We start from the raw sequence: 14,547 nt of genomic DNA on the forward strand, positions 1-14,547 counted from the left end.
AATTAGCGTGCAAGTACTACAAAGAAGGGCCAGCCCCTCTTTGTAGTACTATAAATACGAACAAGCGAAATATCGTAATCTCGTATGAAATGGCTGCTGGCAATACTCACCATTATGCTCCTCGCCACCCAGTACCGACTTTGGGTTGGTGAAGGTAGTCTCGCCGAAGTTACCCGTCTCAAGCGTCAATTAGCCCAACAGCAAGAAAAAAATATCGCGCTGGTGCGGGAAAACCGTCAACTGTTCAGGGAAGTCCGCAGTTTGAAAGTTGGCACTGATGGTGTGGAAGCGAAAGCCCGTTATGACCTGGGACTGATCAAGGAAGGGGAAACACTGTTTATCTTCCTCGATAAGGAAGAGGCTGAAAATTGATTAAGGATTATTGGGTCATTGTACCCGCTGCCGGCGTTGGCAAACGTATGGGGGCTGATCGCCCGAAACAGTACCTGCCGTTGCTTGGGCGACCACTGCTATCCCTGACTTTAAAAAATATTCTTGGGTGGCCAGGATTGGCCGGCGTTGTAGTATCGCTATCGGAGCAGGATACCTACTTCCCTCACCTGAAAGAAGCAAACCACCCCTTGGTACACACCGTCATTGGTGGAGCTGAGAGAGCAGACTCTGTTCAGTCCGCCCTGGATTTCCTGGCGGAGCGAGAAAGCGGCGATACTCCAGTTTTAGTCCACGATGCTGCACGACCCTGTGTGTCTGAGCGCGATATTTGCGCTTTACTCAGTGACGAAGTCTCACCGATGGCACTTCTGGCGCGCCCCGCAAGCGACACATTAAAGCGCAGTCATGTGACTGGCGGTGTAGCCTGTGTGGAAGAAACGGTTGACCGCGAAAGTATTTGGCTGGCGCAAACCCCGCAACGGGCCCCTCTCAGTACTCTGCACTCTTGCCTTGGTAAAGCCCTGGAACAAGGGGTTGCTGTAACCGATGAAGCCAGTGCACTGGAGTTTTTTGGCCATTCACCGCAATTGGTTGCGGGTGATAGTGACAATATTAAAGTGACGCACCCCGCCGATATCATAATTGCAGAAACTATTTTACGTCTGCGCTACTCCCCGACTGAGGATAAGCGATAGTGAGTTTTCGAATAGGCCAGGGCTTTGATGTTCACGCATTTGGCCCTGGTGATTATGTAGTGCTCGGAGGAGTACAAATCCCCTATGGGTATGGTTTGGTAGCTCATTCTGACGGGGATGTTTTACTGCACGCCCTATCGGATGCCTTACTGGGGGCTCTGGCCCTGGGAGATATCGGTAAGCACTTTCCCGATAACGATGAACAATTTGCCGGAGCGGATAGCAGAAACCTGCTTCGACATGTTGTTGGGTTAATCGATAGTAAAGGGTATCGCCTGGTTAATGCTGATATGACGTTGATTGCCCAGGCCCCCAAAATGGCTCCGCATATCGATGGAATGCGAGTCAATATTGCCGCTGACTGTGGTGTTGATTGCGGTGCGATCAGTGTCAAAGCAACCACTACAGAAAAGCTTGGATTTACTGGTCGCGGTGAGGGTATCGCCGCGCAAGCTACTGTTTTATTAGAGCGCAAAGATGTCTGAAGTTTGGAATCTGGATTGGCCCCGAGCGCTTGGGGGTGCGGTAATTTCTGGCGATTTTCGCACAGAACCAGAAGATTTTATTGTCGATGAACTGGCTATGCCGCCGGCTGATAAAGATGGCGAGCATGTTTACTTGCAGGTTAAAAAGCGCGGGGCAAATACCGCCTGGGTTGCCAAGGAATTGGCGAAGTTAGCTGGGGTGCAAAGCCGGGATGTCAGCTTTTATGGCTTGAAAGACCGACATGCTGTTACCACTCAATGGTTCAGTGTATGGCTCGGACAAAAGCCAGAAGCAGACTGGTCGCAAATTAACAGCGATGAGATTTCATTGCTCCAGGCCTTCCGGGGACCACGCAAGTTGCGTCGCGGCGAGCATATGGGGAATCGCTTCAAGATTCGGTTGCGCAATGTAGAAGGTGATCGGGACAAAGCAGAAGAAGTACTTCAGATGATTCCCAAAGGGGTCCCCAATTACTTCGGTGAACAGCGCTTTGGGATTGATGGCAATAACCTTAGCCTGGCAAAAAACTTAGCTGAAGAGGACGGTCGCTGCCGCAAAAGCGAAAAGGCCTTCGCCATGTCTGCTGCCCGTAGCTGGCTGTTCAACCAGGTTTTGGCTGAACGAGTCAATACCGGAGCCTGGCAGAGCCCCCTCGTTGGAGAGCCTGAAGATTACCCAACCGGGCCTCTTTGGGGGCGTGGCAGAAACCTGTCAACGGATGCCCTGGGGCAGTTGGAAGAGCAAGTGTTGTCCCCGTGGCAGCCTTGGTGCAACTGGCTGGAGCACTGCGGTCTTAGTCAGGAGCGCCGGGCCATGATTTTATCCCCGGAGGCATTTCGCTATGAGTGGGAAGGTGATCATTTAATCGTCGAATTTGCCTTGCCACCGGGTACTTTTGCTACGGCTTTGCTACGGGAGATAGCTCAGCTGGTCAATGTTAAACAGTGCACATAAAATTTGTATTTAGGTGACTGGCGCTGTTGCACAAATCATGGACAAGAAAAGAATATGGATCGCTTGAGACAAGAAGGTCTGGGGATGACTTCCCAGCGAACCCGTAATCGCTTGATCCAGCGATTGCGGGAAGAGGGGATATCCAACGAGGAGGTACTGGATGTAATGGCATCTACACCTCGACACCTCTTTTTGGATGAGGCCCTGGCTATTCGGGCTTATGAAGATACTGCTTTGCCCATAGGGTATGGCCAAACTATTTCCCAGCCATACATTGTCGCCCGTATGACTGAACTCTTACTGAGTAGAGCCAAGTCTCTACACCGAGTTCTGGAAGTGGGTACGGGCTCTGGCTACCAAACGGCCATTCTTGCTCGTTTGGTCGAACAACTTTATTCCGTCGAGCGTGTCGAACCTCTATTGGAAACCGCTCGCCATCGGTTGGGGGAGCTGGGTTATAGCAATGTAGAGTATAAGCTCAGCAGTGGGGGCTTTGGTTGGAAAGAAGAGGGTCCTTACGATGCTATCCTGGCTGCAGCAGCACCTGCAATGATTCCTGATGAGCTGCGAGAACAGCTGGCTCCCAATGGAGTTTTGGTAATTCCGGTGGGGGCTGAGCAGCAATACCTGACGATGGTGACTCGTCGTGAGGATAGTAATAAGTTTGATGTGGAAAAGTTGGAAGCGGTACGTTTCGTGCCTTTACTCGGTGGCGTGGTTCGATGAGATTTACTGAGGTTCTAAAAAGTCGCTACCCCGGAGTACTTCTGCGGGGAATGGCAATGGGGGCTGCCGATGTGGTGCCCGGTGTTTCCGGGGGAACTATTGCCTTTATTACCGGCATCTACCAGGAGCTTTTGGACTCCCTCAGTCGAATAGGCCCGCATTGTATTACAGTGTGGCGGAAGGAGGGGTTTCTATCCACTTGGCGCTATATTAATGGGAGCTTTTTGCTCTCTCTTTTCCTTGGGGTATTGTTGAGCGTTTTTAGCTTGGCCCACCTGATTAGTGGCTTACTGCAAAATTATCCAATTGTTGTGTGGTCTTTCTTTTTCGGTTTGGTTCTCGCCTCAATTGTTCCCATTGTGAGAAATATCCCCCGGTGGTCGCCATCTGTTTTGGTTTTTCTTGCACTGGGTATTGCGCTTGCAGTAACAGTGAGCGAGATGCGGCCTTCGGAGATACCGGCAACTCCACTTACGCTGTTTTTATCAGGTGCTTTGGCAATATGTGCGATGGCACTGCCGGGAATTTCCGGCGCTTTCCTGCTGTTATTAATCGGGATATACCCCAAGGTTTTAGCTGCAGTTCATGAACTCCAAATTTCAAACCTATTGTGCTTTGCGGCAGGGGCGGCAATAGGATTGATGCTCTTCAGTCGCTTGTTGTCTTGGCTGATGCACAAATATGTAGCCAGGACACTGGCATTTCTTGCCGGGGTTTTGTTGGGTAGTTTGAAGATTATTTGGCCCTGGAAACTGCCAATGTCCGGGGAAATCGAAGCATCAAGCAAATTGGCCCCTTTGCTATCCAACACTTCTCCGTTAACTTATGTCGAGCAAACCGGCGACAGTGCTCATTTGGGGGGCGCAATTGTTGCGGCTCTAGTGGCAGCGCTCTTGGTTCTCGCTGTAGACTTCTTTGGCAAGGTGCACAGAGAGAAGTCTTGCGCCACTCCGCAATAAGATCTGGAAAATCTCGGTATGGCAGCGTTTTATCAAACTTTTCCAGAGATTTTTGGAGCTTTTCTTTAGACACTTTTTCCATAAATGCCGTGGTCTGATGTAAAAAGAGAATAATGGAATGTCATCTTTTGCAACCTTTTGAGCGCCGATGTTGGCGGAACAAGCTCCCTAAAATCGGTCATTGTTTGTGGGGGGTGTTTAAAATATTAGGCTTGCTGGTTCTGCTGCAGGCCGTTTCCTCCTGTTCCAGCCATAAGGCTCCCTCAAGCTCCCTACGCCAGCCCCCGAGTATCAAAATTACCCACCACACGGTAGGTAAAGGGGATACCCTTTATTCGATAGCCTGGCGTTACGGCAAGGATTTTCGCCAATTGGCGGCGATAAATGGTATCCGCTCCCCTTATCAAATATATCCTGGGCAGAGAATCAGGCTGACGGGTTCAGTGCCAACCAAGAGCACTGCCGGCACGCAAAAGAAGCAAAAAGCGCCAGTCGCAAAAGCTAAACCGAAAACAACACAAACGACCACTGCTAAAAAATCTTTAACACCAAGCCCAAAGCGCCAATCAACAGCATCTCGCCGGAGCGGATCGGTCAACTGGCGCTGGCCCGCCAAGGGGAAAGTGATTAGTCACTTCCGCTCTGGGGACCCATTGCGTAAGGGAGTTGATATCGCGGGTGAAAAGGGTGAGTCTGTACTGGCAGCGGCTGATGGCACCGTGATCTACGCAGGAAGCGCCTTGAGAGGTTATGGAAAGCTGCTGATCGTCAAGCACAACGAGGTTTACCTCAGTGCCTATGCACACAATCACCGGTTGCTCGTAAAGGAGGGCAGCAGGGTAAAGGCGGGGCAAAGGATAGCGGAACTGGGTTCGAGTGGTACCGACCGCAACAAGCTCCACTTTGAGATTCGCAAAAACGGTCAGCCAGTAGACCCTCTTGCCTACTTACCGTAAGTTCACGGCCGCAGTAAAGCTCTGCAAATAAAAATGGACTTTTAACTAGTACCACTTGAGGTAGTCACTGTAATCGTGGCCATCCCAGGGTCAGCCGATTCAGTGGCTGTCGCCACATACCTGCGGCATTGATAGTTGTGTTATCAATGTCCGAGTGTGTTGTGCGGCTGAAATTGGCAAAGTACAAGGAGCAGGGGAAATGGAAGCACAACGGCAAGACCAGTCTATGGCTGGCCAGGCAGAAGACTTTCCTCCTGAGTTAGACGTTGAAAATGATGAGCAGAAATTAGGTTCAACTGAAGCAGGTGTTAGTCGCACGCGGAAATCTGCGGCTAAAAAGAGTTCCGCACCCTCCCAGGCAGAGAAAAGTAGAGTTTGTAGATTGGATGGCGATGGCCATTTGCAGAAAAATCTCGACGCTACTCAACTCTATCTCAATGAAATTGGATTCTCCCCCCTATTGACCGCAGAAGAAGAGGTGTATTACGCGCGCAAGGCTTTGCGTGGAGATGCTGCGGCAAGAAAACGAATGATCGAGAGCAATCTTCGCCTTGTTGTAAAGATTGCTCGCCGCTACGTTAGCCGAGGTTTGGCACTGCTGGACCTTATTGAGGAAGGCAATCTGGGCCTGATTCGAGCAGTTGAGAAGTTTGATCCAGAGAGAGGTTTTCGCTTTTCCACTTACGCCACCTGGTGGATACGTCAGACGATAGAACGGGCCATAATGAATCAGACCCGGACCATACGCCTGCCCATCCATGTCGTGAAAGAGTTAAACGTGTACTTGCGTGCATCTCGAGAGTTGGCGCAAAAGCTGGATCACGAGCCATCCGCAGAAGAAATTGCGACCCTCCTTGAGAAGCCAGTCGAAGATGTCGAGCGTATGCTGGGGCTCAATGAGCGGGTTACTTCTGTAGATACTCCCATTGGGCCCTCTTCTGAGAAGACCTTGGTAGATACCATCCCCGATCAGCAGGAATCTGACCCAGCAGAGCTTTTACAGGACAGGGACCTTTTTGACAGCATCAACCGCTGGTTGGGAGAGTTACCTGACAAACAGTGTGAAGTGGTCTCTAGGCGGTTTGGTTTGCGCGGTTTTGAAGCGAGCACCCTGGAAGAAGTAGGGCGTGAAATCGGTCTCACCAGGGAGCGGGTCAGGCAGATACAGGTGGATGCACTGAAACGTTTAAGAGAGGTTATGGAGAAGCAGGGGCTCGACGGGCATTCACTATTTGGCAATTTGTAGCCTCTACTCCTTGATAATACCCCACTGCCAGTTTCTGGCTGTGGGGTTTTTTATCATCTCTTCTTACTGAGCTGAAGTCTTCGGGCTATGAGTTACTTCCTTACCCAGCGTCCCAGGTTGTCCTGGTAGTATTCTCCGGGTGACAAGCGGGCTTCCAACTTTTCAGCGGCGCGTGTTGCCACTTGGGCTATATCAATTTTATTGCGTTCAGCGATTCGAGCGTAAGCAGCTTTTCGCTTGGCATTCACTTCTTTGACCAGTTTTTCCAATTCTGGTGAGCTGGCATCTACGATAGCGATGTATCCGCTATTGGCTTCACCAACCAGGCCCTTACTTTTTGCTTCATTTAGGGAGATTGCCATTGCAGGCAGGGCGATTAATAAGCTCAGTGCCAAAAAGGCTTTCATTAATGTCTTCATATTTGCCTCCTTAGAAAATCCCTTCCTTGTCTTCAAACAGGTTGTCCAGGTCCTTGTCGACCTTGACCCGAATTTCATGCTCAATTTTCACATTCAGGTTTACTGTAATTGGCTCACTGGGAGCCTTTACCGCTACAGTGGGTGTACACCCTGTAGCAACCATAGCGTATAGCAGCCCCATAGGAATCAGTCGGCTGGCTTTCATCTGACACTCCTCACAGTACCTCTTTGGTACCCTTTTACTTTTTGTACCTAGCCCGTGTTACCTGCCTGGTTCAGCAGGTGAGTTGGATGCCGGCAGACCCAAGTATTTTATTGAGTCAACCTTAACCGGTGATGAACCAAGCAGGCTTGTACATACCAATAAAGGCTACTTCACTCCTGACCTATTGGTCCAGCTGCTTTTCCAGGGTTTCAGTCAAATCACGACTGGCTTGCAATGAACGCAGCATATCTGGGATATTGTTTTCAAGGTTCAGGTTGATCACCAGGTCTCGATCAGAATCGATAGCCTCACTTCGACCAACCAGCTTTAGCTGTAGTTGGAGATCTCCGCTGGCTGGATAGTCTATGCTGCCTTCCAGTGATTGAAACTCATAATCTTCCAGTGCATTGGCTATCAACTTAAGTTGGGGGTTGCTTGCCAGCATCTGCGGAGAAAAGGCTCCGTAGTAGCGTAAACGTCCGCCTGGAGCTTCACCCTGAAGGTGACCGGCTTCCACAGTGATACCCTCAGGCCCCGTTACAATGGGGATTTCCAAGTTAATTAGCCCGCTGGCCTCAAAGTTCTCTGAGTCCGTCTCCTGTGCTAAAGCCTCTAGAGAAATACCTTGTGCATGTACAATGCTTTTTCGAGTCTCTTCAGCGAGATTCCAAATAAGGGCTGATGAAGTAACCCTGCCTTGCAAAAAGTCAGCAGAAAAATTATGCAATGTAATATCTTTCTGTTTATCCAGTTGCAGTGATAACTGGACATTTTTCACTGGTAAGCCCGCGTTAATAGATTCTATCGATAGTGGGTATGGTGTAGGTGTGATCCAGTGCCCATCTTCGTTTTCTACTTTTAGATCTCCACTGATTCCGATGGCAAAACTATCTTTATAGGTTGCTGCAATATCGTCCAATGAAACATGGATACTGTCTTTGGACTGGGAGGGAAAAGACACAGAACCACCGGCAGAAAGTCTGCCCGAGACGATATTGAGGGGAAGCCCCTGGATCGTATCGTTTAGAGAGCGATCCGTACTAAAGATAACTTCAGGAACGGAAAATTCAACTCCACCTGAGGATTTTGATAAGTCGTAAGAGCCGCTTAAATCAATTTTAATTGCACCTGCTTTAATTTGACTATGACTTGTTAGCTTATTGTGTTGCAGGGATAGCTTGCCTTTGGCTGAAGGGTTAACCTTGTACTTTTCCGATGTCTCAATCTCTAAATTGATACTATTAAATTCACTGTCCAGCGCTGCAGCACCATTTTTGATGGTAACAATACTATCAAGAAAATTGAGGTCTCCAGAAAGGGAAAATTGCTCGGTGTTGATAATTCCAAACTGACTGCTTATTTCTGGGAGAGTGCAGATTGTAGGTTCCGTTACTTCGCAGTGTACTCTTGGTATATCTAAGTTTACTCTGTCAGCCGCAAATGTTTTGGTTGCTATTTTTTCTCCAGATACTTTAATGCTCTCTAGAGTAAAGTTTTGACCTTTAAGATTGCTTTCAATCTTTGCCTTGGCCGTTGAGCTCAGATTGGTAACTGCTAATTCTCTGGCCCGCTCATAAAGTTGGGGTACCTTTGTCTTCAGCTCAAAGTTACAGGCACTGATATCAGAGAAGTGACATTGTATGCCGCTAGCGGTTAACTGTACTGTCGAGTCCCCATTGGAGCCTTGGATTGTTGCAGTTAGAGATCCTTGTTCGACCTTAATATCTCTTTTGTTGGGATTGGTCAGGTCACCTGTAATGGAGATAAGATCTTTAATGCTTGCCTGAATCTTGCTCTGATGTAATCCGGTAGAAATTAAAGGCGAGTTTTTTCCTGATGTGGGAGCTGAAATATCCAATTGAATAGTTTGGTTTGGTATCAATTCTAATTGAAAGCTATTTACTTCTGGAGAGTTAATATTGTTAAGCGAACTTAGTTGAAGTTTACCCTTAAATGCCACATCTCCATTAACACTATCTATAGGTAGTGTTGGCAAGTGTCTGAGATATAGGGGGGAATTAACTATAGTATTTGCACTTGTTAGATGAAAAGTACCTTCGATATCTAATTCGGGAGATGTCGCCGATGTGCTCGAGCTAAAGTCCGCACTTAATAGCGGGGTATTGGTGTTTTTATCAGTACCTAAAGCTATATCAAGCTCGCCACTCCCCTTGATATGTCGAGGTTTAAATGGAAATAGTGATTCAAGTGTTATTTTTATTGGGTTACTTATAGATAATTGGGCTTCTATATTGGAGTTTAGTTGAGCGTATGGGATTGTGGCCTTTAGATCATTGCCATTAAGTTGAATGTCAATTTCTCGGTAGCTTGAAATGGATAGCAGATTGTCTGGCAAGCTAATTGCGGTGGTAGCTATAATTTTGCCTGATACTGTCGGCTTAGTTGTGGAGCTAGCTTTAGGTTCAAATATCTCTATCAGTGGGGCTATAGATTCCAGCTCTGATACAAGTTCACTGTTTAAAATCCATGTGTCAGTTTCTAGTTTAGCAATAGTTATATCAGCTTCAGACAGAATCATTGAGTTGTTAGTTAGTATTCTGGGTTTTAGTTTGATTTCTGACAAACCTAAAAAAGCCTCAAAATATAAATTAAGCTCGCCAAACTGGGGGTGTTTAAGGGGAGTTTCGGCATGAATTTTTGTGCTGTCGCGAGCTATATTTAGTGGGCCGCCAATCAATTGGCCATCGAGTACTATTTGCTTAACGGATATCTTGCCTGGCAAAAAGCGGGTTAGACTTTGGCTTAGGGCACTTAACGATAATGTATTACTTGTCTTGACATTATTTTCCGGGAGCTGCTCGTTGATATGGGCTTTGGTAACGATATCTTCAGCTTCCATGCTCCTGGTTAGCTTTTCTATTGATAGTTCAATTTTTTGGGTGTTATCTCGGTCATAAATAATATGGAAAGGATAGACAATTTTTACTCCCTCGAGGAGGATAATACTATTTACGCTGGACTTTAGGCGAACTTCCTGGATGGAAACTTCTTTAAAACCCAGTCGTAGTCCTGTCAGCTCCTGAATAACTACCTCTCCTGAGAAAATATTGATTAGCTGAGAAGCAACGATATCCTTTTTCCACCAGCTAGCTGCTATGAGCGCAGCTAAAAAACAAGATAGGGTTATGATGGATATACGGAGTTTACGCACACTGAACCTCGGAGTTCTCGCAAGAGATTAGTTCAAACTTAAATCTATTATTCGTTACAAAAGGGCGGAGTAGGAATACTTTAATCCCTTACTTCTACCTTATGGGGAGTTTACCAGATTGGATAATTATACTTGCTGCAATTTCTCGCCATGTTGATGAGTATCTACTGTGCTAAGGGGTGGGGCAGACAATAAGTGCTTTATGTAGATAGATAATCGACCATTAATTAATAGTTTTTATCTATATGAATGGTTGTACTGATAGTTTTTAGCTTCTCCGCCGCTGTTGCCGCCACGTCTGTGGGGGCAGATGTGCCAAGAGTGCCGGTGGGCAAGGCTGCAAGGGCAAGTATTAATCTAACTTATCTATGCGTGGCACCAATCGCGCTGGGAAGCTATAGTCCGGTTTTTAACTTGGGTGATAAATAGTATTAGCCCGGGTAACGATATTGTTGGTCCAATTAATCGAATTCATACTGCCCCGGAAGGGCATAGAATGACTGAAGGTGTTTCAATAATGAATGATAGCCAGCCAAAGACCATTTACCTGAAAGACTATCAAGTACCAGATTACCTGGTGGATGCTACTGATTTACATTTTGAGCTGGAACCCAAGGCAACTTTGGTCAAATCTCGTTTGAATATTCGCAGAAATCCGCAAGCGGACGCAGGGCTGCCGCCTTTAGTGCTGGATGGTGTTGAGCTGGAATTACTTTCGGTTTCTTTGGATGGAGTTTTGTTATCTACATCTGATTATCAGGTTCTACCTGAGGGCCTGTCTATCCCTGTAGAGAAACCAGAATTTCTGCTGGAAATCCGCAATCGGATAAATCCGGAGGAAAACACATCTTTAGAGGGATTATATCTCTCTAATGGTATGTATTGCACTCAATGTGAAGCTGAAGGATTTAGAAAAATTACTTTCTATCCTGATCGGCCGGATGTTATGTCCAAATTTACCACCACCATCGTCGCGCCGATGGACCACCCGGTACTACTTTCCAACGGCAATGAAATTGAGAAAGGTAGATATGAAGATGGTCGTCAGTTTGTAACTTGGGAAGATCCATTTGCCAAGCCGGCTTACTTATTTGCGTTGGTAGCCGGGGATTTGGAGCATGTGGAAGATAGCTTCACAACAGCCTCTGGTAGAAAGGTTAAGTTGCAGATCTTTACGGAAGCGAAAAATATTGGGAAGTGTGATCATGCTATGCGATCCCTTAAAAATGCGATGCGTTGGGATGAGGAAACTTACGGAAGGGAATATGACCTAGATATCTTTATGGTTGTTGCTGTTGATCATTTCAATATGGGGGCTATGGAAAACAAAGGATTGAATATTTTCAATTCGGCCTGCGTGCTCGCTAGCCCAGAAACAGCGACGGACTCAGCTTTTCAGCGGATCGAGTCTATTGTAGGGCATGAGTACTTTCACAATTGGTCCGGTAATCGGGTCACCTGCCGGGATTGGTTTCAGTTGAGTCTGAAGGAAGGTTTTACCGTATTTCGTGATGCGGAGTTCTCCGCTGATCTTAATTCCCGAGCGGTTAAGCGTATTGAAGATGTATCCCTTTTGCGTACTACCCAGTTTGCTGAAGATGCCGGCCCTATGGCCCATCCTATCAGGCCAGATTCTTATATAGAAATTTCAAATTTTTACACTCTGACAATTTATGAAAAGGGTGCGGAAGTTGTACGGATGATTCATACACTCTTAGGTGCAGAAGGATTCCGCAAAGGAAGTGACTTGTACTTTCAGAGGCATGATGGCTGCGCGGTAACCTGTGAAGATTTCGTCAAGGCGATGGAAGATGCAAACAAGGTTGAACTGAAGCAATTTCGTAACTGGTACAGCCAAGCAGGCACGCCGATACTTGATGTGACAGATAGCTTTAATGAAACTGATGGTACTTATAGGCTAACTATTCGCCAGACTTGCCCTTCATCGCCAGGTCAGGAAGAGAAGTTACCTTTTCACTTACCAATAAGAATTGGATTGTTGGGGGCTGATGGCGCAGAGCTTGTACTCAATGAGCAGGGTGATACTGAAACTGTTTTACAGTTAACAGAAGATGAGCAGTCTTTTGAGTTTTCCGGACTTACAAAGAAGCCTTTACCCTCATTGCTGCGGGGCTTCTCTGCTCCAGTAAAAATAAAGTACAACTATAGTAATGAGCAGCTTCAGTTTTTAATGAGAAAGGATAAGGACACGTTTAACCGCTGGGATGCAAGTCAGCGCCTAGCATTAAATGCTTTGTATGAGCTTCAGGTGGCTTTTCGTAAAGGTGAGGAACTACAGGTACAACCAAGTTTAATCAGTGCTTATAAAGAGGTTTTACAGGATGTTGATCTCGATCTAGCGCTGGTCGCAGAGATCTTGCAATTGCCCAGTGAGCAGTTTATCGCTGAAGAGTCATCATCTATTGATGCGGAAGCAATAATTGTTGCGAGGGATTTTGTAAGGAAGGTAATTGCAGGTGAATTATTTGATGAATTTCGCAAGCGCTATCTGGAATTGAATACGACTAAGCCCTATAGCCCGAATGCGTTAGATATTGCGCAAAGACGACTTAAAAATACCTGTTTATCCTATATGTGCATAACAGAAACTGAGGAGGCGTTAAATATAGCCCAGGTTCAGTTTGAGAACGCTAGTAATATGACAGATAGTGCGGCGGCTCTCGCTGTTATTATTAATCATGCACCGGAAGACCGAGCCAGGGGGTTGATTGAGCAATTTTATGAGCGCTGGAGAACCGATACTCAAGTCGTAGAACTATGGCTGAGTCAGCAGAGTTGTAGTCCCAAGCGCGGTACATTGGAAAATATTCGTGCACTTATGGATCACCCTGCTTTTGAAATGAAAAACCCCAATAAAGTAAGGTCTGTAATAGGTGGTTTTGCTAATCGTAATTTTAAGCAATTCCATAAGAGCGATGGTAGCGGGTTTGAGTTTGTTGCCGATCAGGTTCTGGCCTTGGACAAGCTAAATCCACAAATTTCAGCAAGGCTGGTTATACCGATCACACGTTGGAAAAAATACTCTGGTAGCCTGGGTGAGAAGATGAAAGTTGCCCTGCAAAGGGTTGCTGATTCGGGAGACCTATCTAAGGATTTGTTTGAGGTGGTTAGCAAAAGCTTGATTTAAAATGTAGTAGTTCAGACTTGATCTGACAGTTACCGGTTTCTCAGGAGATGCTCTGTCAGGTCAAATTCAGTTTACGAGCTTTTCCTTCCAGATGCTTTTTCCATCTTCAAGAGTTGCTAACGGTGTTCGACCGCAACACTTCTTACCCTGATGAGTTCTCTCATTATTGTAATATGTGAGCCACTCGTCCAGATCCGTTTGTAACTCTTCTATTGATCCATAGATCTTACGGCGTAATGAGGGTTGGTAGAACTCTTGTAAAATGGTCTTATGGAAGCGCTCACAGATTCCATTAGTTTGTGGATGTCTGGCTTTTGTCTTAGTGTGTTCTATTTCGTTCACACTTAGATATAACTGGTAGTCGTGCTGTTCCAATTTGCCACAATACTCCGTACCGCGATCAGTTAGGATACGCAGCACTGGTAGATCATGTAAGGCATAAAACGGTAGTACACGGTCATTCAGGAGGTCCGCCGCAGTGATTGGCGTTTTGGTGGTGTACAGCTTGCAATGAGCCACCTTTGCATAGGTATCGACATAGGTTTGTTGGTAAACACGTCCGACGCCCTTAAAGGTTCCTACATAGAAGGTATCCTGCGAGCCCAGATAACCTGGGTGTTGAGTATCAATTTCACCGCAGGCTTCATCATCATGCCGTTTTCTCTCCAAAGCCTGAACCTGTGACTCTGTGAGGATCAGTCCCTCCTCAGCGACCTTGGCCTCAAGTGCCTTTAATCGCAATTTGAAGTTAGCCAGGTCATGCCGTAACCAGATACTCCGAACGCCACTAGGGGACACAAATACACCGCGTTTACGCAGTTCATTGGAAACTCGAACCTGCCCATGGGCAGGCTCTTGGAGGGCATAAGTTAACACTGCCTCTTCAATGACTGTGTCAACACGGTTCTTGTGGTTGGGCACACGCCGGTTCTTCTCAAGAAGGGCGTCCACACCGCCACTTGAAACGGCTTCCTTATAGCGATAGAAAGTGTCTCTCGACACACCCAGCATCTTGCAAGCTTTGGAGATATTGCCGAGTTCTTCTGCCAGATTTAGCAATCCGGTCTTGTGTTTGATGATGCGATCATTAGTATGGATCATGGGGTTTATCCTTGGTTTTGCTTTTAGGTTTAGGCACCTTCATCAAAACCGGTAAACCCCTCTTTTTCAAGAGGATGTGTCAGATTT

13 protein-coding genes are annotated in these 14,547 nt (G+C 46.8%); 9 read left to right on the forward strand and 4 right to left on the reverse strand.

The features are described 5' to 3' along the window. Positions 1-84: 84 nt before the first annotated feature. The 8 genes from ACJJI8_RS12575 (at position 85) to rpoS (ending at position 6,415) form a co-directional block, all read left to right on the forward strand. Positions 85-372: a septum formation initiator family protein gene (locus tag ACJJI8_RS12575; protein WP_282931806.1), complete on the forward strand. Its 288-nt coding sequence runs from the start codon at positions 85-87 to the stop codon at positions 370-372. Then, on the forward strand, positions 369-1,088 hold the full coding sequence (gene ispD / locus ACJJI8_RS12580; protein ID WP_282931807.1) for a 2-C-methyl-D-erythritol 4-phosphate cytidylyltransferase: 720 nt from the start codon (positions 369-371) through the stop codon (positions 1,086-1,088). Before ACJJI8_RS12575 ends, ispD begins: the two co-directional genes overlap by 4 nt. Continuing rightward, positions 1,088-1,573 carry a 2-C-methyl-D-erythritol 2,4-cyclodiphosphate synthase gene (ispF, locus tag ACJJI8_RS12585; RefSeq protein ID WP_444932577.1) on the forward strand — a complete coding sequence of 162 codons (486 nt, stop codon included), beginning with the start codon at positions 1,088-1,090 and terminating at the stop codon, positions 1,571-1,573. The genes ispD and ispF overlap by 1 nt, the downstream gene beginning before the upstream one ends. After that, the gene (truD, locus tag ACJJI8_RS12590) at positions 1,566-2,528 is read left to right on the forward strand and encodes a tRNA pseudouridine(13) synthase TruD (RefSeq protein WP_444932578.1); all 963 of its coding nucleotides are present in this window, start codon (positions 1,566-1,568) and stop codon (positions 2,526-2,528) included. The genes ispF and truD overlap by 8 nt, the downstream gene beginning before the upstream one ends. Positions 2,529-2,582: 54 nt before the next feature. Next, complete coding sequence (locus ACJJI8_RS12595) at positions 2,583-3,254, forward strand: protein-L-isoaspartate(D-aspartate) O-methyltransferase (protein WP_282931810.1); 672 nt, start codon at positions 2,583-2,585, stop codon at positions 3,252-3,254. After that, complete coding sequence (locus ACJJI8_RS12600) at positions 3,251-4,213, forward strand: DUF368 domain-containing protein (protein WP_444932579.1); 963 nt, start codon at positions 3,251-3,253, stop codon at positions 4,211-4,213. The genes ACJJI8_RS12595 and ACJJI8_RS12600 overlap by 4 nt, the downstream gene beginning before the upstream one ends. Before the next feature lie 194 nt (positions 4,214-4,407). Then, positions 4,408-5,169, forward strand: a complete 762-nt coding sequence (locus ACJJI8_RS12605) for a peptidoglycan DD-metalloendopeptidase family protein (protein ID WP_444932580.1) — start codon at positions 4,408-4,410, stop codon at positions 5,167-5,169. Between the two features lie 199 nt (positions 5,170-5,368). Further along, the gene (gene rpoS, locus ACJJI8_RS12610) at positions 5,369-6,415 is read left to right on the forward strand and encodes an RNA polymerase sigma factor RpoS (protein WP_413664895.1); all 1,047 of its coding nucleotides are present in this window, start codon (positions 5,369-5,371) and stop codon (positions 6,413-6,415) included. 92 nt (positions 6,416-6,507) lie between these two features. Here the strand turns inward: rpoS and ACJJI8_RS12615 are convergent, their stop codons facing one another. The 3 genes from ACJJI8_RS12615 to ACJJI8_RS12625 all read right to left on the reverse strand — a co-directional run bounded on the left by ACJJI8_RS12615 (position 6,508) and on the right by ACJJI8_RS12625 (position 10,211). After that, a complete protein-coding gene (locus ACJJI8_RS12615) occupies positions 6,508-6,834 on the reverse strand; it encodes a YdbL family probable chaperone protein (RefSeq protein WP_282931814.1) in 327 nt (108 codons plus the stop codon). Between the two features lie 10 nt (positions 6,835-6,844). Next, on the reverse strand, positions 6,845-7,039 hold the full coding sequence (locus ACJJI8_RS12620; RefSeq protein WP_282931815.1) for a YnbE family lipoprotein: 195 nt from the start codon (positions 7,037-7,039) through the stop codon (positions 6,845-6,847). Positions 7,040-7,220: 181 nt separating this feature from the next. Beyond that, complete coding sequence (locus ACJJI8_RS12625) at positions 7,221-10,211, reverse strand: intermembrane phospholipid transport protein YdbH family protein (RefSeq protein ID WP_444932581.1); 2,991 nt, start codon at positions 10,209-10,211, stop codon at positions 7,221-7,223. A gap of 496 nt (positions 10,212-10,707) precedes the next feature. Here ACJJI8_RS12625 and pepN point away from each other — a divergent pair, with 496 nt between their 5' ends. Next, the gene (pepN, locus tag ACJJI8_RS12630) at positions 10,708-13,359 is read left to right on the forward strand and encodes an aminopeptidase N (RefSeq protein WP_444932582.1); all 2,652 of its coding nucleotides are present in this window, start codon (positions 10,708-10,710) and stop codon (positions 13,357-13,359) included. Between the two features lie 66 nt (positions 13,360-13,425). On the opposite strand, the gene ACJJI8_RS12635 is transcribed toward pepN, so the two are convergent. Continuing rightward, complete coding sequence (locus tag ACJJI8_RS12635; protein ID WP_444905427.1) at positions 13,426-14,460, reverse strand: IS481 family transposase; 1,035 nt, start codon at positions 14,458-14,460, stop codon at positions 13,426-13,428. Positions 14,461-14,547 lie beyond the last annotated feature (87 nt).

The organism is Microbulbifer maximicatervae (SeqCode) (assembly GCF_052467695.1).

Excerpts from the sequence above, each read along its gene's own strand:
- rpoS (WP_413664895.1), top strand. The coding sequence starts at position 5,369 with ATGGAAGCACAACGGCAAGACCAGTCTATGGCTGGCCAGGCAGAAGAC.
- ACJJI8_RS12635 (WP_444905427.1), bottom strand. The coding sequence starts at position 14,460 with ATGATCCATACTAATGATCGCATCATCAAACACAAGACCGGATTGCTA.
- ACJJI8_RS12600 (WP_444932579.1), top strand. The coding sequence starts at position 3,251 with ATGAGATTTACTGAGGTTCTAAAAAGTCGCTACCCCGGAGTACTTCTG.
- ACJJI8_RS12615 (WP_282931814.1), bottom strand. The coding sequence starts at position 6,834 with ATGAAGACATTAATGAAAGCCTTTTTGGCACTGAGCTTATTAATCGCC.
- truD (WP_444932578.1), top strand. The coding sequence starts at position 1,566 with ATGTCTGAAGTTTGGAATCTGGATTGGCCCCGAGCGCTTGGGGGTGCG.
- ACJJI8_RS12575 (WP_282931806.1), top strand. The coding sequence starts at position 85 with ATGAAATGGCTGCTGGCAATACTCACCATTATGCTCCTCGCCACCCAG.
- ACJJI8_RS12595 (WP_282931810.1), top strand. The coding sequence starts at position 2,583 with ATGGATCGCTTGAGACAAGAAGGTCTGGGGATGACTTCCCAGCGAACC.
- ACJJI8_RS12620 (WP_282931815.1), bottom strand. The coding sequence starts at position 7,039 with ATGAAAGCCAGCCGACTGATTCCTATGGGGCTGCTATACGCTATGGTT.
- pepN (WP_444932582.1), top strand. The coding sequence starts at position 10,708 with ATGACTGAAGGTGTTTCAATAATGAATGATAGCCAGCCAAAGACCATT.